At 67.3% G+C, this 18,763-nt stretch carries 17 protein-coding genes; 4 read left to right on the top strand and 13 right to left on the bottom strand.

All coding sequences use genetic code 11. The features are described from left to right. Positions 1–327: 327 nt before the first annotated feature. A complete protein-coding gene (locus B2G71_RS01230) occupies positions 328–2,790 on the top strand; it encodes a PhoX family phosphatase (protein ID WP_098103943.1) in 2,463 nt (820 codons plus the stop codon). Positions 2,791–2,868: 78 nt separating this feature from the next. Here the strand turns inward: B2G71_RS01230 and B2G71_RS01225 are convergent, their stop codons facing one another. The 5 genes from B2G71_RS01225 to B2G71_RS01205 all read right to left on the bottom strand — a co-directional run bounded on the left by B2G71_RS01225 (position 2,869) and on the right by B2G71_RS01205 (position 9,026). Beyond that, on the bottom strand, positions 2,869–3,789 hold the full coding sequence (locus B2G71_RS01225; RefSeq protein WP_098103942.1) for an SDR family NAD(P)-dependent oxidoreductase: 921 nt from the start codon (positions 3,787–3,789) through the stop codon (positions 2,869–2,871). Between the two features lie 60 nt (positions 3,790–3,849). Further along, positions 3,850–5,064, bottom strand: a complete 1,215-nt coding sequence (locus B2G71_RS01220; protein WP_098103941.1) for a CaiB/BaiF CoA-transferase family protein — start codon at positions 5,062–5,064, stop codon at positions 3,850–3,852. A gap of 5 nt (positions 5,065–5,069) precedes the next feature. Continuing rightward, complete coding sequence (locus B2G71_RS01215) at positions 5,070–6,089, bottom strand: alpha/beta hydrolase (RefSeq protein ID WP_098103940.1); 1,020 nt, start codon at positions 6,087–6,089, stop codon at positions 5,070–5,072. A 77-nt stretch (positions 6,090–6,166) separates the two neighbouring features. Further along, a complete protein-coding gene (locus tag B2G71_RS01210; RefSeq protein WP_098103939.1) occupies positions 6,167–7,309 on the bottom strand; it encodes a MaoC family dehydratase N-terminal domain-containing protein in 1,143 nt (380 codons plus the stop codon). 127 nt (positions 7,310–7,436) lie between these two features. Further along, positions 7,437–9,026, bottom strand: coding sequence for an acyl-CoA synthetase (locus B2G71_RS01205; protein ID WP_098103938.1), 1,590 nt, complete (start codon positions 9,024–9,026; stop codon positions 7,437–7,439). A gap of 146 nt (positions 9,027–9,172) precedes the next feature. Here B2G71_RS01205 and B2G71_RS01200 point away from each other — a divergent pair, with 146 nt between their 5' ends. Continuing rightward, the gene (locus B2G71_RS01200; RefSeq protein ID WP_098103937.1) at positions 9,173–9,952 is read left to right on the top strand and encodes an IclR family transcriptional regulator C-terminal domain-containing protein; all 780 of its coding nucleotides are present in this window, start codon (positions 9,173–9,175) and stop codon (positions 9,950–9,952) included. A gap of 7 nt (positions 9,953–9,959) precedes the next feature. On the opposite strand, the gene B2G71_RS01195 is transcribed toward B2G71_RS01200, so the two are convergent. The 5 genes from B2G71_RS01195 to B2G71_RS01180 all read right to left on the bottom strand — a co-directional run bounded on the left by B2G71_RS01195 (position 9,960) and on the right by B2G71_RS01180 (position 14,833). After that, on the bottom strand, positions 9,960–10,478 hold the full coding sequence (locus tag B2G71_RS01195; RefSeq protein WP_098103936.1) for an SgcJ/EcaC family oxidoreductase: 519 nt from the start codon (positions 10,476–10,478) through the stop codon (positions 9,960–9,962). 68 nt (positions 10,479–10,546) lie between these two features. Continuing rightward, positions 10,547–10,999: a MaoC family dehydratase gene (locus B2G71_RS01190; RefSeq protein WP_098103935.1), complete on the bottom strand. Its 453-nt coding sequence runs from the start codon at positions 10,997–10,999 to the stop codon at positions 10,547–10,549. Continuing rightward, a complete protein-coding gene (locus tag B2G71_RS01185; protein WP_098103934.1) occupies positions 10,999–12,837 on the bottom strand; it encodes an acetyl/propionyl/methylcrotonyl-CoA carboxylase subunit alpha in 1,839 nt (612 codons plus the stop codon). Before B2G71_RS01185 ends, B2G71_RS01190 begins: the two co-directional genes overlap by 1 nt. Then, positions 12,834–13,229: a hypothetical protein gene (locus B2G71_RS23610; protein ID WP_141521457.1), complete on the bottom strand. Its 396-nt coding sequence runs from the start codon at positions 13,227–13,229 to the stop codon at positions 12,834–12,836. The genes B2G71_RS01185 and B2G71_RS23610 overlap by 4 nt, the downstream gene beginning before the upstream one ends. Before the next feature lie 2 nt (positions 13,230–13,231). Beyond that, a complete protein-coding gene (locus tag B2G71_RS01180; RefSeq protein ID WP_098103933.1) occupies positions 13,232–14,833 on the bottom strand; it encodes a carboxyl transferase domain-containing protein in 1,602 nt (533 codons plus the stop codon). Between the two features lie 96 nt (positions 14,834–14,929). Here B2G71_RS01180 and B2G71_RS01175 point away from each other — a divergent pair, with 96 nt between their 5' ends. Then, positions 14,930–15,802 (top strand): LysR substrate-binding domain-containing protein, encoded by an 873-nt coding sequence (locus tag B2G71_RS01175; protein ID WP_098103932.1) that lies wholly within the window; start codon positions 14,930–14,932, stop codon positions 15,800–15,802. A gap of 32 nt (positions 15,803–15,834) precedes the next feature. Further along, positions 15,835–16,596 (top strand): SDR family oxidoreductase, encoded by a 762-nt coding sequence (locus B2G71_RS01170; RefSeq protein ID WP_098103931.1) that lies wholly within the window; start codon positions 15,835–15,837, stop codon positions 16,594–16,596. Between the two features lie 53 nt (positions 16,597–16,649). Here the strand turns inward: B2G71_RS01170 and B2G71_RS01165 are convergent, their stop codons facing one another. Genes B2G71_RS01165 through B2G71_RS01155 form a run of 3 tightly spaced genes read right to left on the bottom strand, consistent with a single transcriptional unit; the run spans position 16,650 to position 18,672 of the window. Next, complete coding sequence (locus B2G71_RS01165; RefSeq protein WP_098103930.1) at positions 16,650–17,654, bottom strand: LLM class flavin-dependent oxidoreductase; 1,005 nt, start codon at positions 17,652–17,654, stop codon at positions 16,650–16,652. Continuing rightward, on the bottom strand, positions 17,651–18,142 hold the full coding sequence (locus B2G71_RS01160; protein ID WP_098103929.1) for a nuclear transport factor 2 family protein: 492 nt from the start codon (positions 18,140–18,142) through the stop codon (positions 17,651–17,653). The genes B2G71_RS01165 and B2G71_RS01160 overlap by 4 nt, the downstream gene beginning before the upstream one ends. After that, a complete protein-coding gene (locus tag B2G71_RS01155) occupies positions 18,139–18,672 on the bottom strand; it encodes a nuclear transport factor 2 family protein (RefSeq protein WP_240529945.1) in 534 nt (177 codons plus the stop codon). Before B2G71_RS01155 ends, B2G71_RS01160 begins: the two co-directional genes overlap by 4 nt. Positions 18,673–18,763: the final 91 nt, after the last annotated feature.

The raw sequence follows: 18,763 nt of genomic DNA, 5'->3' as shown, positions 1-18,763 counted from the left end.
CCGGCGCCGTTCACAGGTTTATTGGCGCCTTTTGCAGATCGTCACGCGCCTTCCGCAACCGCTTCACCATGCAACTCGTGCCAAAACTGGCGCAAGATGCGCCCTGCGCGCCGTCTCGGGCCGCCCGAGGCAAATCCGGGAAGCCGTGGATGGTTCGCCGCAGCATTGCGCGCGGCTCTTGCGTTACCGCTCAGCGCGCCGGCTCGGCCGGTCTCCGGGCCGCAATCGGTGCTCCTGCCACAAAACTGCCGCCAAACCTCCCCGCAACCGTCATCACCGCCGCATAGGGAACGGCCCACAAGCTAATTCAGCCGGGGGTGTGTTCCAATGAGCGAGTTGAAATCCGAAGCCGTCTACAGCGACGGCGACGTCGACACGAATGATATCGGCAACCGTCATCTGACCAGCATCGTCAACGAACGCTATTCGCGCCGCCAGACGCTGTTCGGCGGCGCGGCCGCGACCGCGATCGCGCTGTTCGGCACCTCGATGCTCTCGGCCTGCGGCGACGACAACGATCCGCCGGTGGTCAGCGCCGGCGAGAACGCCACAACGAGTTCCGGCCGCGTGGTCACGCTCAGCGGCACCGCCACCGACGACGACGCGGTCAGCTCGGTCGGCTGGACCCAGACCGGCGGTCCGGACGTCGAGCTTTCGGGCGCGGACGGCGCCACCGCCACGTTCCTCGCGCCCAGCGTCGAAGCCTCAACCGACCTGACCTTCGAATTCACCGCCACCGATTCGGACGGCGATGCCGTTTCGGCGACGACCACCGTCACGGTCGCGCCTGCCGCGCTTGGCTTCGATGCCGTGGCCAAGAACAAGGCCGATATCGTCACCGTACCCGCGGGCTACTCGGTCACCGTCATGACGCGCCTCGGCGACCCGATCTTCGCGGGCGTGCCCGCCTATGCCAACGACGGCACCGACACCAACTTTGCCCAGCGCATCGGCGACCACGGCGACGCGCTGCACTTCTTCGGGCTGAGCGAGGCGGGCGCCCGCGACGACAGCAGCTCGACCCGCGGCCTGCTCGCGCAGAACCACGAGAATCTCAACGTCCAGTACCTCCACCCCAACGGCCCCACCGCGGCGCCGCGCCCGGCCTCCGAGGCGATCAAGGAAATCGAGGCGCACGGCGTCAGCGTCACCGAATATGTCGACGGCGGCGAGCGCGACTGGTCGTTCGTGCAGGACAGCGCCTTCAACCGGCGCATCACCCCCAACACGCCGGTCGCGTTCAACGGCCCGGTCAGCGGCACCACCTTCCTCCAGACGGTGGCGTTCCCGGCGGGAACGAGCGGCACCGGCACGATCAACAACTGCGCCAACGGCGTCACGCCCTGGGGCACGCTGCTCACCTGCGAGGAAAACTGGGCCGGTTACTTCCGGCGCGACAACTCGGGCGACGCCACCGACAACGCCAACCGCAGCGAGCGCGAGCTGACGGCGCTGCGCCGCTACGGCGTGACCAGCGGCACCGGCAACTATGCCTGGTCGAGCGCCGGCAACGATCCGGTCTTCCGCCGCTGGGATGCGCGCGCCACCGGCGCTTCGGCGCTTGAGGACTATCGCAACGAGCCCAACAAGTTCGGCTGGGTGCTCGAGATCAATCCCTACGATCCCGCCTCGACTCCGCGCAAGCGCACCGCGCTCGGCCGCTTCGGCCATGAGGGCGCATGGCTCGGCCGCGCCATCGAGGGCCAGAAGATCGTCGTCTATCTCGGCGACGACGCGCGCCGCGAATACCTTTACAAATACGTCTCGAACGCGAGCTGGGACCCGGCCGACGCGCAATCGAACGATCCGCTCGGCGTCGGCAACAAGTACCTCGACAACGGCACGTTCTACGTGGCGCGGTTCGATGCCGACGGGACGGGCGAATGGCTGCCGCTGGTCTTCGGCCAGATTCCGAACCGCCCGGCCGTGGGCGACACGCCCGAGTACGTCTTCGCCAGCCAGGCCGACATCCTCGTCAACGGCCGCCTCGCCGCCGACGCGGCCGGCGCGACACCGATGGATCGTCCCGAGTGGACCGCGGTCAACCCGTCGAACGGCGAAGTCTACCTGACGCTGACCAACAACAACGCCTCGAACCGTCCGCTGAACGGCACCGACGCGGCCAACCCGCGCCACTACGGCGATCCCAAGCTCGACGGCAGTTCCAGCTTCGGCAACCCCAACGGCCACATCATCCGCCTGCGCGAGGACGGAGACAGCAATTCGGCGACCGGGTTTGCCTGGGACATCTTCCTGTTCGGCGCCGATTCGGCCGATGCGGACCCGGCCAACGTGAACCTCTCCGGCCTCGATGCCACCAACGACTTCTCGAGCCCGGACGGCCTGTGGTTCTCGCGTTCGTCGAACGCGGCGGGGGCCGCCTCGCCGCTGCTGTGGATCCAGACCGACGACGGTGCCTTCACCGACCGCACCAACAACCAGATGCTGGCGGCGCTCCCGGGCACCGTGGGCGACGGCGGCACGAAGACGATCACCAACAAGGCCTCGGACGGCGCGACGGCCACCCAGGCGACCATCGTCGGCGCGCCCGCCGGCGCGGCCAACCTGCGCCGCTTCCTTACCGGCCCGCTCGAATGCGAGATCACCGGCGTCGACACCACGCCCGACGGCCGCACGATCTTCGTCGGCATCCAGCACCCGGGCGAGGACGGCGAAGCCGCCGCGCCTTCGAGCAACTGGCCCCAGAGCCAGGGCGGCACCGCCTCGGGCCGCCCGCGCTCGGCGGTCGTGGCGATCACCAAGGACGACGGCGGCCTCATCGGGCTTTGACCGGATCGAAAAGACGACGGGGCCGCTCCGCCGGGCGGCCCCGATCCTTGCGCGGTTCGGGCCGGCAGGCCCGAACGCTCAGTCCGCTCCGGCCCTGGCGATCATCCCGAAGCCGTACATGAGATGGTCGAGCTGCCCGTCGGGCACGGGCGGAAAGGCGAGTTGCTCTCCGCCAGAGCGGATCATGTCGATCTGTCCGGCCACGTCCTCGAGACTCCAGTCGGGGCGATAGACGCCCGCGTTCTCCGCGATCCACGCACGCGCGAGGCGCCCGCCCATCGCCGCGTACATCTCGCCGGTCGCGGTGCTGCTCTCGTGGCACAGGTAAGCCACCATCGGCGCGACCTGCTCGGGCGTCATCGGCGGAAACTTGCTGGTATCGATGCCCTCGGACATACGGGTCACCGCCGCCGGAACGATCAGGTTCGAACGCACGTCGTCGTTCTGCCCCTCGATCGCGGCGGTGTTGGAAAGCCCCATCATCCCGGCCTTGCAGATCGAATAATTGACGTTGTCCGACTTGCCGTAGAGCCCGTTGATCGAGCTGGTGAGAACGATCCGGCCATAGCGCTGCGCCATCATCAGCGGGAAGCACTCGCGCACCATGTTGAAGGCCCCGCGCAAGTGCACGTCGAGCACCGCGTCAAAGTCCTCGTAGCTCAGCTCGGTCAGCCTGCCGCGCCGCACGTTGCCCGCCGAATGGATCAGAATATCGACGCGGCCGAAGGCCTCGTGCGCGGCCCCGACGATCGCCCTGGCGCCCTCGGGCGTCGCGACGCTGTCGGTACTGGCGAGCGCCTCGCCGCCCAGCGCCTTGATCTCGGCGACGAGCGCATCGGCCGGGCCCTCGTCGGTCGGATCGCCCGCCATCGAGACGCCGGGATCGTTGACCACGATCTTCGCCCCCCGGCGCGCCAGCAACAGCGCATGGGCGCGGCCGAGCCCGCGTCCGCCGCCGGTGATGACGGCCACTCGTCCGTCGAAGCGCAGTTCATCCATCGCGTTCGCTCTCCCTCGCGTTTTGACAGGCCATGCCGTCCCGCCCGGCGCCGCGCAAGCTCAGGCGACGACGCCTGCCCGGCGCAATTCGTCGATCCGTTCGGCGCTGAGGCCTAGCACGTCTTCGAGGATCGAGGCGGTATCCTGCCCGAGCACGGGCGGCGCGGTCGGCAAGGGCTGCGGCTCGTCGAAGCGGATCGAGCGGTTGACGATCGGGATCGTGCCGAGCGCGGCATGCTCGACTTCGACCACCATCTCGCGCTCCCTGGCTTGCGGCTGCGACAATGCCTCGGTCACGCCGAGGATCGGCGCATGCGGAACCTGGTGCGTGGTGAAGATCGCGACGAGTTCGTCGACAGTGCGAGTCTCGGTAAAGGCCGAGACGATCGCGTTGACCTCTTCGCGTGCGTCGCGCCGCTTTTCGAGCGTGTCGTAGCGCGCATCGCCGGTCAGTTCGGGTCGCTCGATCGAGGCGCAGATCCGGCTCCAGAAGCCGGGCGTCAGGCACGCGATCACGATCGACCCGTCGCGCGCCGGAAAGATGCCGTAAGGCACGAGGTTCGGGTGCTGCGAGCCGACCCGCTGCGGATCGCTGCCGGTGAAGAAGGCGAGCTGCGCGATATAACCGAGCATGCCCATCAGCCCGTCCATCAGGCTGACGTCGATATACCGCCCCTTGCCGGTACGCTCGCGCTCGTAGAGCGCCGAGATGATCCCGATCGGCCCGTTGATCCCGCCGACCAGATCGCCGAGCGGAATGCCCAGCTTGGTCGGCAAGCCGTCACGTTCGCCGTTCATCGACAGCGCGCCGCTCATCGCCTGCAGGACGATGTCGAAGCTCGGCCGGTCCTTGAGCGGCCCGGTCTGGCCGTAGCCCGAGATCGCGCAGTAGATCAGCCGCGGATTGATCGCGTGCATGACCTCCCAGCCGAGCCCGAGCCGGTCCATAACTCCGGGGCGGTAGTTCTCGACGAGGATGTCGCACTTGGCCGCGAGATCCTTGACCAGCGCGATCCCCTCGGACGACTTCAGGTCGACGACGATGGACTTCTTGCCGCGATTGACCGCGAGGTAATAGTGGCTCTCGCCCTCACGCATCGGCGGAAAGGTGCGCGTCTCGTCACCCGTGCCGGGCGGCTCGATCTTGATGACCTCCGCGCCCAGGTCGGCCAGCGCGAGGCTTGCGGCAGGCCCGGCGAGCACGCGCGTGAAGTCTAGCACGCGCACGCCGGCGAGCGGACCAGCCCAGTTCGATGTCGTCGCAGCCTCAGTCATGACGGTCAGGTGAGATTCTCGCGAAAGAAGGAAAGGATCTGCTCCACCGCATCGCGCCCTTCGGGCAGGTCGAGCCGGTAATGGTGGCAATGGCCCATGCCCTCGCCGACGATCAGCGTCGAGCGCACGCCCGCCTTGAGGAGCTGCGAATTCGTATAGATCGCCGGGCTGAGATCGACCGCGCGGGTGCCGGTGATGACAAGCGTCGGCGGGAAGGCTTCGAGCACGTCGAGATGATAAGCCGGCCAGGCGACGGGATCGCGCGGATCGACGCCGTCGAAGTAGCCCCGGGTGATGTCCTCGATCGGTGAGCCGTCGGGCGGCGGCGGCGCGAAGGAGCCGTCGACATAGCCCGCGATGTAGGCCGATTCCCCCGCGTGAAACGGCGCGCCGCCCGCACCGAATATTCCGACCGCGCCGGCCTGGGGCAATCCGTGCCGGGGCAGCCAGCCCGCCACTTGCGCGCTGAGCACGCCGCCCGCCGATCCGCCGTAGATGCCGATCCGGCCCGGCGCATAATCGTCGAGCAGCGCGCGGTAGACCGCCACGACATCCTCGATCGCCGCCGGATGGCGATGCTCTGGCGCCATGCGGTAGTTGACCGAGATCACACGATAGCTGCCCAGCGCCGATATGGGCACCGATTCGAGCAGCGCGCTCCCGTCCCAACCGATGACGAAGGCGCCGCCATGCAGGTTGACGAGCACCCGGTCGGGATCGTGGCCGCCGCCCGCCGGGGTCACGTCGATCACCTCGACGCCCGCGATCTCGGCATGCGACACCTCCACCGCGAAAGCCTTGCGCAAATGTTCGACCTGCGGTGCGACGTAGGCGTTGATCGCCTCGCGGTGCGCCGTGACATCGCCCTCGGCAAGCGACACCGAAAAGGGCGGCGCTTCGGCCAGCGCGCGCTGCGCGGCCGCCGCCTCCTCGCTGACGAGCGGCGAGACCGGCAGATCGAAGGCGGGCACCGCCACGGTGCCGTCGGGCCTGAAGGTCGGCGTCTTTGCGCTCGTGACGTTCAAGATCTCTCTCCCGATTGCCGCGCCCGGTTCGGCGCGGAGCCGCCGCCGAGCCTATGCCCGGCGGCGGCCGCTCGCAATCAGGCCTTGCTCGGCAGTTCGGCGACCGAGGTGCCGAAAGCGGAAAGCTCGCCGCGATGCGTCGTCGCCTTCTGCTCGACCTCGACGTACTTCTTGCCGTTCTCCTCGAACTTCCTGGTCACTTCCCCGGTCAGGACCATGGCATCGCCGTCCGGGTTGTGGCGGCGGATCTGGCAATCCGACTTGTGCAGGAAGCCGTCGTCGCCGATCCAGTTGGTCATGTGGTGGGTGAGCCACGAGCAGCGCTCCGGACCGTAGTCGTAGGCGCCCGGCGCGCCGACCTCGAGCGCGAAGGCTTCGTCCCAGTGCACGCGCTCGGGGCAGTCGGGCACGTTGAAGCGGTTGCGGATACCGAGGCCGGGGTGCGCCTTCTGCATCTTGTAGGCGAGCTTGTTGGCGCGGATGTAAAGGCCGCCCCAGCCCTGCGCGTAGCAGATGAAGCCGGTGACGGTCATCGGGCCCTTCATCATCGGCGAGAGCTTGTCGCCGACGTTCACGTCCTCCCAGTAGCGGGGGGTGGCGCCGCGCACTTCCTCGTTGTCGTAGATGTCGTAGAACTCGTCGAGCTGCTCCTGGGTGTAGGGCTCGACGCGGCCGCGCGCCTCGGTGTACTTCGTACCCTTTTCGCGCGCCTCGTCACGGTCGGTGCGGAACACCCAGGAATCGGCGCCGGCAACGTGGTCGCCTTCCTGGTTGTAGAAGTCGACGTGATAGATCTGCTGGAACGAGCGGCCCGCGAACTTGGTCTGGTGCTCGACGAGATCCTTCAGATAGGCCTCGGCGCGGATCGTGTCGTTGCGGAGGACCGGCTTGTGCCAGGTCCAGTCGGCACCCGCCCACATCGCGTGAACGCCCGACAGGCCGCCGCAATAGCCCGAGACGATGCGGCTGGTGGTGAACAGGAACGAAGGCAGCGCGACGATCGAGCCGTACTTCGTCTTTTCCGCGTATTCCGGGTCACACCACAGCGGATTGTCGTCACCGATGCCGTGCGCATAGTGGCGGATCGCATCACGCGTCGCTTCGTAGTTCCAGGGCTCGACCGTGTTCTCGATCTTGACCCCGATGCGCTTGCGCAGGTCGTCGAGACCTTCTTCGGTGATCTTGGGGAACTTTGTCTTCGGGGCGTCTGCTTCTGCCATTGTCTCTCACTCCTGAAATTGCATTCGTATGAAAATTCGTCATCCCCGCGAAGGCGGGGGCCAGTCGCAACCGTCGCGGCTCAGCCTGGAATCCCGCCTTCGCGGGAATGACGAGGAAGCGTGTGCGTCACGTCGCGGCTTCCCTCGCCCGCTCCGCCTCGAGGTCGCGCAGCTTCTTGCGGTGGACCTTGCCGGCGGGGTTCTTGGGCAGTTCGTCGACGAACTCGACGAGCCGCGGAAATTCATGCTGCGCGAGCCGTTCGCGGGTGAACTCCTGCAACTCGCGCACGAATTCGTCGCTGCCCTCGCGATTGGCGACGACGAAGGCCTTGACCACTTGCCCGCGCTTCTCGTCGGGAACGCCGATCACGCCGCATTCGAGCACGTTGTCATGGCGCAGCATGGTGTTCTCGATCTCGACCGCCGACATCGTCCAGCCCGCCGAGATGATCACGTCGTCGGCGCGACCGCAGTGGTAGAAATAGCCATCCTCGTCGGTCTTCGCGCGGTCCTTGGTGGTCATCCACCCGGGTTCCTGTCCCTTCTGGGCGCGCCACAGCATCAGCTCGCCGATCTCGCCGGGATCGCAGACCGTGCCGTCAGGACGGTGCACCTCGAGCTTCTGACCCGGAACCGCCTTGCCCAGCGAGCCGGGCTTGACGGTGAAATCCTTCGCGCCGGGATAGTTCACCAGCACGACGCCGATCTCGGTGGTGCCGTACATCGAGCAGGCCGGCACCTTGAAGTATTCGTCGATCCATTCGAGCGTCGCCGGATCGATCGGCTCGCCAGTGTAGCTCAGCTTCTCGAAGTGGAAGGTGAAATCGGCGCCCTTCCCGGAGTTCTTCATCATCCGGTAGTGCGTCGCCGCCGCGCTCATGTTGGTGATGCGATAGTCGTCGAGCGCCTTCATCAGCCGCACCGGATCGAACCGGCCCGCGAAGGTGCCGGTGGTCACGCCCATCGCCAGCGGCGCGAGCGTGCCGTGCCACAAACCATGGCCCCAGGCAGGCGATGACGGACAGAAGAACTCGTCGCCCGGACGGATGCCGGTGCCGTAGAGCGCGGCGAACATCAGCGTGACGAGCGTGCGGTGCGAGTGCTTGACCGCCTCCGGAAGCTCGCGCGTGGTGCCGCTGGTGTACTGGAAAACGGCCATGTCATTGGCCTTGGTCTTGGGCTCGTAAGTGGCGGGGAAGGCCTCCAGGCTTGCCAGCAACGCGTCGTCGGCGACGATCACGCGCGGCTTGCCGGCGACCGCGACCGAGCGCGCGAGGTCCGCCTTCTCGGCATTCGTGATCAGGATCGACGGGTTGCAGTCGCCCACGCGCAGCCTCAGCGCGTCGGGCCCGAACAGCGTGAACAGCGGCACCGAGATCGCGCCGGTCTGCATCGCCCCGAACAGGCACACGTAGAAAGGCAGCGAGGGCTCGAGCATGAAGGCGATGCGATCGCCCGGCTGCACGCCCTCGGCATCGAGCCAGTGCGCGAAGCGCGCCGCGCCCGCGGAAATCGTATCGAAGCTGAGGATCTCGTCGGCGCCGTCGGCATGCGCGATCCGCACCGCCGGCCGGCCCGAGCCATCGGCATGGCGGGTGATGCACTCGTGCGCGATGTTGAGGTGCTCGCGATCCCCGTCGAACAGATCCCATAACCCCGCGGAAGAGGCATGGGCCTGCGCATCCGCATAGCTGGTGAATTCGGTCAGTTTCGGCATCTGCCCTTCCCGTCCCGGAGCGAGCCGCGCGCGACTCGCTCTTGCGCGTTGATTTCGTTGCAGGCCCTTTTGCACATCGGCGTTGACATTGCAAATGTTGAACAATATTCAATATATTGAATGACTCTCCGATTGTGAGGCAGTTGATGGCGACCGACGATCTTCCCGAAACGGTCAGGGCCAGCAAGGCGCCCGCGATCGCGCGCGCCGCCGCGGTGCTGCGGCTGCTCGGCAAGCGCGGCACCGCGATGGGCGTCCAGGCGATCGCCCGCGAACTCGATATGGTTCCGAGCACCTGCCTTTACGTGCTACGCGCGCTGGTGATCGAGGAACTGGTCGCCTTCGACCCCGATACGAAGCGCTACGCGCTCGATGCCGGGGTGCTCACGCTCGCGCGGCACTGGCTGCGGCGCGACAAGTTCCACGATCTCGCGCAGCCCGTGCTCGACCGGCTGAGCGGGGAGTACGGTCTCACCACGCTCGCCGTGAAGCTCATGGGGCTCGGTCACATCATCGTCGTGGCCATGTCGCAGTCAAGCCAGAGCTTCCAGCTTTCGACCCAGGTCGGCAGCCGCTTTCCCGCGCTGGTCTCGGCCACGGGGCGCTGCATCGCCGCGTTCGGCAACTACTCCGATGCCGAGCTGCGCCCGCGCTTCGACGTGCTGCGCTGGGACGAGCCGCCGAGCTGGGAGGAATGGCGCCGCCAGGTCGACCAGGCACGCGAGGAAGGTATCGCCATCGATGCCGGACACTACATCGCGGGAGTGACGGTCGCCGCTGCGCCGGTCTGGACCAAGTCGGCGAGGCCGAGCCACGCGCTCGTCGCGATCGGCATCGGCAGCGCGCTGCGCGGCGAGGCGCTGCCCCGGCTCAAGCACGCCCTGCGCGATTCGGCGCGCAGCTTGTCGGACCAGCTATCGGGCTGACAGCGCCCTACGGCGCGGCCGAGCCCGCGAACAGGAAATCTGTGCGCACCGTGGTCGGATCGTCGGGTCCGGGAAAGCCCGGCGGCGCACCGTATTCGCGAACCTCGTAGAACTTGCGCGAAAGGTCCGCCGGCCCGATGTAGTGCAGGTTCCAGTGCCGGAACGCGAAGCGCAGAGCGCCCGCTTCCTCAACGAAGCGCTCGTAGTAGATGCCCAGCGTCGAAGCCGTTGCGCCGTCAGCGAACTTGTTCTGCTCGGTCACGTAGGTCCGGCTCGTGATCACGCCGTCGACGATATCGACGATCGGCGTCCGGAACGTCATCAGCACCCGGTCGATCTGCAGCATGAACCGCGCGAAGGTCTCGCGGATCTCCTCGCGGCCCTTGAGGTGCATGCCCGCGACCTTCCACTCGCCGTCCCGCGTGAACAGCGCCGCGAAGCTATCCGCGTCCTTGCGCCAGAGCGCATCGGCGTAGCGCGCCTGCAACTGGCGGATGGCGAATTCCGCCGCCATGAGATCGTTCATCGGTCCTCTCCCTCCCGACTGTCATCGCGGCCACACTGGTATGCGCGTGGCGGCCAAGGCAAGCGCGATCAGGCAGGCTTCTTTTTCAGCAGCACCGTGCGCAGCATCGATAGCGCGACCTCGCCGCGCTGATTGGTCAACTCGTGCTTGAACACGACGATGCCCTGTGTCGGACGCGACTTGCTTTCGCGCATCTCGATCACTTCGCTGTGGCAGGTCAGCGTGTCGCCGAGGAAGGTCGGCTTGGGGGTGATCACCTTGTCGAAGCCGAGATTGGCGACGAGCGTGCCCACCGTCGTGTCCGCGATCGAGAGCCCCACCGCGAGGCTGAAGGTGAAGGTCGAATTGACCAGGATCTGGCCGAACTCGCTCGCCTTCGCGGTCTCGGCATCGAGATGCAGCGGCTGCATGTTGTGCGTCATCGCGCTGAACATGAGGTTGTCGGTCTCGGTGACGGTACGGCTCGGCTGGTGGGTCAGCTTGTCGCCGACCTGCCATTCGTCGAAAAAGCGTCCGGGCATTATTCGCTCTCCTCGATCCGCGCGAGCAGCGCTTCGACCTGCACCTGCTGACCGGCCTTGGCGTTTAGTTCGGCCACGATCCCGTCGAACGGCGCGGTCAGCGTGTGTTCCATCTTCATCGCCTCGAGCGTGAGCAGCTTCTGGCCCGCCTTGACCTCCTCGCCCGCCTCGACCTCGACGGCGATGACCTTGCCCGGCATCGGCGCGAGGATCGAGCCCGAGCCGCCCGCCGCGCCGTGCGCCGCATCCTTGCGCCAGGGTTCGAGCAGCCAGGCCTGACCCTGCTCGGTGACCAGCACCGAACTCGCCGGTTCGGCGCTGCCGCCCGCGAGCGCGATCTCGCGCGTCTCGCCCTCGAGCAGGAACCACGCCGATCGCACGGGCGCCGCATTGAGCCGGAAGGCGGGCATGTCGTAGAGCGGCACCAGCGAGGTGGCCGCTGCTTCGAGCACGGTCTCGGACGGTTCGGGTTCCTCGGCCATCGCCTCGCCGTCGCGGCCGATCAGCCCGGTATCGACCGTGCCCGCGACGAAGTCGGGATGGTCGAGCGCCCGCACCAGGAACGAGGCATTGGTCCGCACCGGCCAGACCGCGCTGTCCGACAGCATGTCGGCCAGCCGCTCTCGCGCTTCCTCGCGAGTCTCGCCGTGGGCGATGACCTTGGCGATCATCGGATCGTAGAACGGCGAGACCTCGGCGCCCTCGGTCACGCCGGTGTCGATGCGCCCGCCCTCGCTCTCGCCGAACTGCAGCAGTTCGAGCGTGCCGATCGAGGGCAGGAAGCCCTTGGCCGGGTCTTCGGCATAGAGCCGCGCTTCCATCGCCCAGCCTTCGATGCCGAGGTCTTCCTGCGCCATCGGGATCGGCTCGCCGCTGGCGACGCGAAGCTGCCACTCGACCAGATCGACCCCGGTGATCTCCTCGGTCACGGGATGCTCGACCTGCAGGCGCGTGTTCATCTCCATGAACCAGATGCGGTCGGCGCGAAGCCCTTCGGAGCCGTCGGCGATGAACTCGATCGTGCCCGCGCCGACATAGTCAACCGCCTTGGCCGCGCGCACCGCCGCCGCGCAAAGCTCGGCGCGCGTCGCCGCGTCCATGCCCGGCGCGGGCGCTTCCTCGATCACCTTCTGGTGGCGGCGCTGCAGCGAGCAGTCGCGCTCGAACAAGTGGACGACGTTGCCGTGGCTGTCGCCGAAGACCTGCACCTCGATGTGGCGCGGCGAGAGGATGTACTTCTCGATCAGCACATGGTCGTTACCGAAGCTCGCCGCCGCTTCGCGCTTGCACGAGGCGAGCGCATCGGCGAAGTCGTCCGCCTCCTCGACCAGCCGCATGCCCTTGCCGCCGCCGCCCGCGACCGCCTTGATCAGCACCGGATAGCCGATCTTGTCGGCCTCCTCGGCGAGCGTCGAGACAGACTGGTCCGCGCCCATGTAGCCCGGCGTCACCGGCACGCCCGCCTTGGCCATCAGCGTTTTCGCGGCGTCCTTGAGGCCCATCGCGGTGATCGAGGCCGGGTTCGGCCCGACCCAGACCAGCCCCGCGTCAATCACCGCCTGCGCGAACTCGGCGTTCTCGGACAGGAACCCGTAGCCCGGATGGATCGCCTCGGCCCCGGTCTGCTTGGCGGCGGCGAGGATCTTCTCGCCCACGAGGTAGCTCTCGCGCGTCGGCGAAGGGCCGATGTGCACTGCCTCGTCGGCCTCGCGCACGTGCAGCGCCGAGACATCGGCGTCGGAATAGACCGCGACGGTACGAATGCCCATGCGCCGCGCGGTGCGGATGACGCGGCAGGCGATCTCGCCGCGATTGGCGATGAGGAGGGACTGGATCATGACACCTTCCAACACTTGGTGGCAAGAAATGGCCTCGTATATCCAGCCGGATCTCGGATCACTTGAGATTCGGCATCCCAAACCACCCAATGACTTCTTTCTGAATTTCGCCTGATTGACCCTCTCGTTCCAAGCGTGAAGCCATCAACAATTGCATTTCCAGATACACGTGTAATCGGGTTTTCCAAGTTTAATGCGAATTTTTTACTGACCATAAATCCTCTAATTCTGAGGAAATCAAACATTGGTTCATAATCAATGCCACTGCTTTCATCGTACAAGCCCTCGATACCTGCAACTATTTTCTTTGCAGCATGATATGTAAGTCCGGAGAACATGGCGATGCACGCAATACCACACCCAAACTCATCTTCTTGATATACTGTTCGCATATTTACATCCGGAACACCCCGAAGCGGGGTGCCTCCGGTATCGGCGCTTCGAGACAGGCGGCGAGCGCGAGGCCCAGCACGTCGCGGGTCTGCGCCGGGTCGATCACGCCGTCGTCCCACAGCCGCGCGGTGGCGTAGTAGGGGTTGCCCTCGTCCTCGTATTTCTGGCGGATCGGTGCCTTGAACGCCTCGGCCTCGCGCTCGTCCCACTTGTCGGCGTCGCGGTGGACGGTGGCGAGCACGCTCGCGGCCTGCTCGCCGCCCATCACCGAGATCCGCGCGTTGGGCCAGGTGAACAGGAAGCGCGGGGCATAGGCGCGCCCGCACATGCCGTAGTTGCCCGCGCCGAAGCTGCCGCCGATCAGCACGGTGATCTTGGGCACCGTGGCCGTCGCCACCGCCGTCACCAGCTTGGCGCCGTGCTTGGCGATGCCCTCGGCCTCGTACTTGCCGCCGACCATGAACCCGGAAATGTTCTGCAGGAACAGCAGCGGGATGCGGCGCTGGCAGGCCAGTTCGATGAAGTGTGCGCCCTTCTGCGCGGATTCGGAGAACAGCACGCCATTGTTGGCGAGGATCGCCACGGGCTGGCCGTGGATATGCGCGAAACCGCAGACCAGCGTATTGCCGTAGAGTGCCTTGAACTCGTGAAACTCGCTGCCGTCGACGATCCGTGCGATCACCTCGTGCACGTCATAGGGCGCGCGCACGTCTTCCGGGATGATCGAATAGAGCTCTTCCGGGTCGTACCTGGGCGGGCGACTCTCGCGCAGGTCGAGCCCGGGATCGTGACGCGGACCAAGATGGCTGACGATGTCGCGCACGATGGTGAGCGCGTGCGGATCGTCCTCCGCGAGATGGTCGGTCACGCCGGACTTGCGGCTGTGCAGTTCGCCGCCGCCCAGGTCTTCGGCGGAGATCACTTCGCCGGTCGCGGCCTGGACCAGCGGCGGCCCGGCGAGGAAGATCGTGCCCTGCTCCTTCACGATCACCGTCTCGTCCGACATGGCGGGCACATAGGCGCCGCCCGCGGTGCAGCTTCCCATGACGCAGGCGACCTGAGGAATGCCCTTGGCGCTCATGTTCGCCTGGTTGAAGAAGATCCGCCCGAAGTGATCGCGGTCGGGAAAGACCTCGGCCTGGTGCGGCAGGTTCGCGCCGCCGCTGTCGACGAGGTAGATGCACGGCAGGTTGTTCTCGGCCGCGATCTCCTGCGCGCGCACGTGCTTCTTGACGGTCATCGGGTAATAGGTTCCGCCCTTCACCGTCGCGTCGTTGCACACGATCATGCAGGGCCGGCCCGAGACTTCGCCGATCGCGGTGATGAGGCCCGCGCCGGGAATGTCCTCGCCGTAAAGGCCGTTCGCGGCGAGCTGGCCCAGTTCGAGCAGCGGCGAGCCGGGATCGACCAGCCGCTCGACCCGCTCGCGCGGCAGCAGCTTGCCCCGGCTGACGTGGCGCTCGCGCGACTTGGCGGGACCGCCGAGCGCGGCTTCGGCAACACGCTGGCGCAGTTCTTCGGCGAGCGCGCGGTTGTGCGCCGCGCGGGCCTGCGCCTCGGGGCTGTCTGGCTGGATACTGGTCTGGAGCACGGGCGCGCTCATGCCTCTTCCTCTCCGCTGGATTTGTCGCGTCTATCTAGACAGCCGCATACGCGAGGGGAAATTGAAAGTTTCGGCGGTTAGCCATAGACCACGCCTATGATCGACCAGTACCTGCTGCGCTATTTCCTCGCCGTGGCCGAGACCGGCACGTTCAGCCGCGCCGCCGTGCGGGTGAGCGTGACCCAGCCCACGCTCTCGGCCGGGATCGCCAAGCTGGAGCGCGAACTGGGCGCGCGGCTGTTCGACCGCACGCGGCAGGGCGTGGCGCTGACGCCCGCGGGAAGCCGCTTCCTGGTGCGCGCGCGGCGCATCGCCGCCGAATACGAGCATGCGCTGGTCGAGCTGGGCGAAGTGACCGACCCCACCCTGCTGCGGATCGGGGTGCTCGGCACGATCCCCTCGGCGCTGGTCGAACGGCTGCTCGCCGCGCATCGCGCGCTCGGCTCGGGCGAGGCGCTCGAAATGATCGACGGCTCCGAGCGCGACATCGCCGAGCGGCTCGAACGCGGGCGGCTCGACCTCGCCTGGACGGTGATCCGGCCACATCAGGCGCGCTTCGCCCCCGAGGAACTGGCGCGCGAACGCTACATGATGGTGCTGCCCGCCGACCACCCGCTCGCGGGCGAGGAGGCGGTCATGGCCGAGCAGCTCGCGCGTGACCGCATGGCGCTGCGCCGCCATTGCGAGGCGCTGCCCGAGATCAACCGCTTCTTCGTCGCGCGCGGGGTGCGGCCACGCTTCGTGCTCAAGACCACCAGCGACGAGCGCGTGCTCGCGGTGGTGCGAAGCGGCGCAGGGGTAGGGATGATGCCCGAGTGCTTCGCCGGGCCGGGCCTCGCCATGGTGCCCGTGCGCGACTTCGATCTCGAACGCAGCCTCGGCCTGCTCCACGCGAGCGAGGCGCATATCGCCCAGGCGCTCTCGAGCCCCTTCGTCGCGCTTGTCCGGGAGCATTACCAGGCGGCATGATCGCTGCCCTGGAGAGGGTGAGGAGAGAAGCGATGCAGGCAAGCGCGAACATGGGCGGCAAGGTGGCGTTGGTGACGGGAGCGGCGGCCGGCCTTGGCGCGGCAAGCGCGCTCAAGCTGGCCGGCGCTGGCGCGGACCTCGCGCTGGTCGACCGTGACGCGGAGGGTCTGGCGCGCACCGCCGAGGCCGTGCGGGCCATGGGGCGCGCCGCGCTCGAACTGCCGCTCGATCTGGCGGACCGGCCGAACTGCGCGCAAGCGGTGGAACGCGCGCTCGGCGAGTTCGGGCGGCTCGATGCGCTGTGCAACGTCGCCGGGGTGATGAAGCCGGGGCGAACCCCGGACTACGACGAAGCGGCCTGGGACCTGACGATGAAGGTCAACCTCGAAGCCCCGTTCTTCCTGATCCGCGCCGCGCTGCCCGCGCTGCTCGAAGCCGAAGGCGCGGTGGTCAACGTCACGAGCTGCGCGGCCTTCAAGGGACAGGCCTACTTCGCCGCCTATTGCGCCACGAAGGCCGCGCTCACCAACATGACGAAGGCGCTGGCGATGGAGTTCGCCAAAGAGCCCATCCGGATCAACGCCGTCGCGCCGGGCGGGATGATGACCGGCATGGTCGCGGGCATGGCCGCGCTCGAGGGATGCGACCAGGACCTGATCGGCCGCATCGGCAGCGCGCGAGGGATGAACGAGATCGAGGATGTCGCCGATTGCGTCGCCTTCCTCGCCAGCCCCGCGGCGCGCGGCTACCACGGCGCCTGCATCAGCATCGACGCGGGCACGACGGCGGGATAGCGCAAGACCCGGCATGGTCCTGCGCCTTCCCGCACCTGCGGATCACCGCAAGGCTAGGCCGCCACCGCCTCACGCAAGCGCGGCAGCGTGGCTTCGAGCAGCTTGAGGCTCTTCCAGCCCTCCTCTGGCGAGAGACCGCCGAGCAGGGGCTGAAGGCCGACGTTGGCGCCCGGCGGCGCGGTGGCGACGCGCTCGACGAGCTGGTCGGGCGTCCAGGCGGCGAACAGCCCCGCCTGCTTGAGAATCGCCGGATCGTCGAGGCCCTTGAAGGGCGAGTTCGAGGCGTCGCCCTCCTGCTCGGCCCACTTGGCGTACTCGCTGACGACATGCACCGCGTGCGGCGCGATCGCCTCCCAGCCGGCTTCCGGGTCCTCGCACAAGTGGATCGCGAGCGGCATGCCGGGCTGCGGATCGTAATGCGCGCGCGGCGTGTGGCCGAGGCGCTCGCATTCGGCGAGGTATAGCTCGGTGAGACCCGGCTTCATCGGCCCGAAGCCGACGCCGAAGCGCGCCGCGCGCTTCGCCGAGGCGGGAACGCCGCCACCGACCATGATGATGTTCTCGGGCTCCTGCACCGGCAGCGGGCGCACGTAGATCGGCCGCCCTTCGAACTCGAATTTCTCGCCCTTGAGCGCCCGCAGGATGATCTCGAGCCCCGCGTCCATCAGCTTCGCGCGGTCCTTGAGCGACTTGCCGAACATTTCGAACTCGAACGGCACGTAGCCCGCGCCGAAGATCACGCTCAGCCGCCCGTTCGACATGTTGTCGACCACCGCGATGTGCTCGGCCAGCTCGACCGGATCGTGCAGCGGCAGGATCACCGCGCCGAGCATGAAGCGGATGCGCTTGGTGACCGCGGCCATGCCCCCCGCCAGCGTGAAGGGCTGCGGCAGGTAGCCGTCATCGGAGCCGTGATGCTGCATCAGGTTGATGGCATCGAGGCCGATCCGGTCGGCGAAGGCGGCCATCTCGATCGCGGCGCCGTAAAGCTCGTGCGTCGGCGTCGCCCAGTCGGGCGAACGCATGTCGAAGGAGACGGTGATACGGTTGTCGCTCATGAGATTTCCTTCAGGACCGAGTAGGATGGGTCGGAATTGTCGCGCGCCGCGCGATCGTGCTGCGCCATCGGTGTGACGACGCCCTGGCTGTCGAAATCGATCACGCATTCGCGCGCGTCGATCGCCCAGTCGCCGTCGCGCTTCGACCAGGTGTCGACGTAGCGGGCCCAGAACTGGCGCTGGACGACCTTGTCCTCAATCCGCTCGCGCAGGGTGGCGAAGACGTAGGATTCGCTGCCAGCGCGGTCTCCGTCGATCTCGATGATCGCGTTCGTCACCTGGTGCGAGTGGTGCAGAAAGTCGCGGTGGCGCTTGCAGATGTAGTCGATCCAGCCGTGGCCCGTTCCCTTGTAGGCCGCGCCGAAATCAGTCGTGCTGTCCTCGTGGAACACGGCATAGCCCTGCGCCACGTCGAGCCGGTCGACGGCGCGGCAGTAGCGGTGCATCTTGTCCATGATTGCCAGTCTGTCGGCGGTGTCGTCGGTCATCGTGTCTCCATCTCGTTGTGCTCGGGCCTGCCGCCCGCGAGCACGCGGTACGACGGATCGGAGCGGTCGCGCGCGGCGGGCAGCCCGTGGCCCGGCATCGGCCGGACCTCGCGGATCTCCTGATGGTCGAAAACGACGACGCGGTGAAGCAGGCCCCAGCGATCCCCGCGCTTCTGCCAGCGGTCGCAATAGCGCGCCCGAACGCCGATCTGATGGTGAGCGCCCTCGCGCATGAGCCGCAGACTGGCATTGACATAGGCTTCGCTGCCCGCGTCCTCGCCGTCGAGCCGGATGAGGATGTTCGAGACCAGATGCGAATGGCTCACGAGGCCGAGGTGATCCTGGCAGATCCGGTCTATCACGTCGCGGCCCGGCCCCTGGTAGTAGCCGGCCCCGTAGTCGGCATAGCCGTCCTCGTGCCAGATCGACCGGCCGAGCGGCACGTCGAGCCGGTCGACGGCGCGGCAATAGGCATGGATCAGTTCGGTGATCGCCTGCTTGTCCGCGAGATCGGCGAGGGAATCGCTCACGACCGGGTCCCCTTGCATGCGCGCGCCGTCGGCGCCCGTGATCCGCATCGCCTCGCAAATTCCCGCTGGTTCATGTCCTCTCCCGCTGGCA

It is taken from the genome of Novosphingobium sp. PC22D, from assembly GCF_002556635.1.
Lineage (GTDB): Bacteria > Pseudomonadota > Alphaproteobacteria > Sphingomonadales > Sphingomonadaceae > Novosphingobium.
The sequence above is the reverse complement of the archived record's forward strand: the minus strand, read 5'-3'. Positions and strand labels throughout refer to the sequence as shown.

Excerpts from the sequence above, each read along its gene's own strand:
- B2G71_RS01230 (WP_098103943.1), top strand. The coding sequence starts at position 328 with ATGAGCGAGTTGAAATCCGAAGCCGTCTACAGCGACGGCGACGTCGAC.
- B2G71_RS01225 (WP_098103942.1), bottom strand. The coding sequence starts at position 3,789 with ATGGATGAACTGCGCTTCGACGGACGAGTGGCCGTCATCACCGGCGGC.
- B2G71_RS01220 (WP_098103941.1), bottom strand. The coding sequence starts at position 5,064 with ATGACTGAGGCTGCGACGACATCGAACTGGGCTGGTCCGCTCGCCGGC.
- B2G71_RS01210 (WP_098103939.1), bottom strand. The coding sequence starts at position 7,309 with ATGGCAGAAGCAGACGCCCCGAAGACAAAGTTCCCCAAGATCACCGAA.
- B2G71_RS01205 (WP_098103938.1), bottom strand. The coding sequence starts at position 9,026 with ATGCCGAAACTGACCGAATTCACCAGCTATGCGGATGCGCAGGCCCAT.
- B2G71_RS01200 (WP_098103937.1), top strand. The coding sequence starts at position 9,173 with ATGGCGACCGACGATCTTCCCGAAACGGTCAGGGCCAGCAAGGCGCCC.
- B2G71_RS01195 (WP_098103936.1), bottom strand. The coding sequence starts at position 10,478 with ATGAACGATCTCATGGCGGCGGAATTCGCCATCCGCCAGTTGCAGGCG.
- B2G71_RS01190 (WP_098103935.1), bottom strand. The coding sequence starts at position 10,999 with ATGCCCGGACGCTTTTTCGACGAATGGCAGGTCGGCGACAAGCTGACC.
- B2G71_RS01185 (WP_098103934.1), bottom strand. The coding sequence starts at position 12,837 with ATGATCCAGTCCCTCCTCATCGCCAATCGCGGCGAGATCGCCTGCCGC.
- B2G71_RS23610 (WP_141521457.1), bottom strand. The coding sequence starts at position 13,229 with ATGCGAACAGTATATCAAGAAGATGAGTTTGGGTGTGGTATTGCGTGC.
- B2G71_RS01180 (WP_098103933.1), bottom strand. The coding sequence starts at position 14,833 with ATGAGCGCGCCCGTGCTCCAGACCAGTATCCAGCCAGACAGCCCCGAG.
- B2G71_RS01175 (WP_098103932.1), top strand. The coding sequence starts at position 14,930 with ATGATCGACCAGTACCTGCTGCGCTATTTCCTCGCCGTGGCCGAGACC.
- B2G71_RS01170 (WP_098103931.1), top strand. The coding sequence starts at position 15,835 with ATGCAGGCAAGCGCGAACATGGGCGGCAAGGTGGCGTTGGTGACGGGA.
- B2G71_RS01165 (WP_098103930.1), bottom strand. The coding sequence starts at position 17,654 with ATGAGCGACAACCGTATCACCGTCTCCTTCGACATGCGTTCGCCCGAC.
- B2G71_RS01160 (WP_098103929.1), bottom strand. The coding sequence starts at position 18,142 with ATGACCGACGACACCGCCGACAGACTGGCAATCATGGACAAGATGCAC.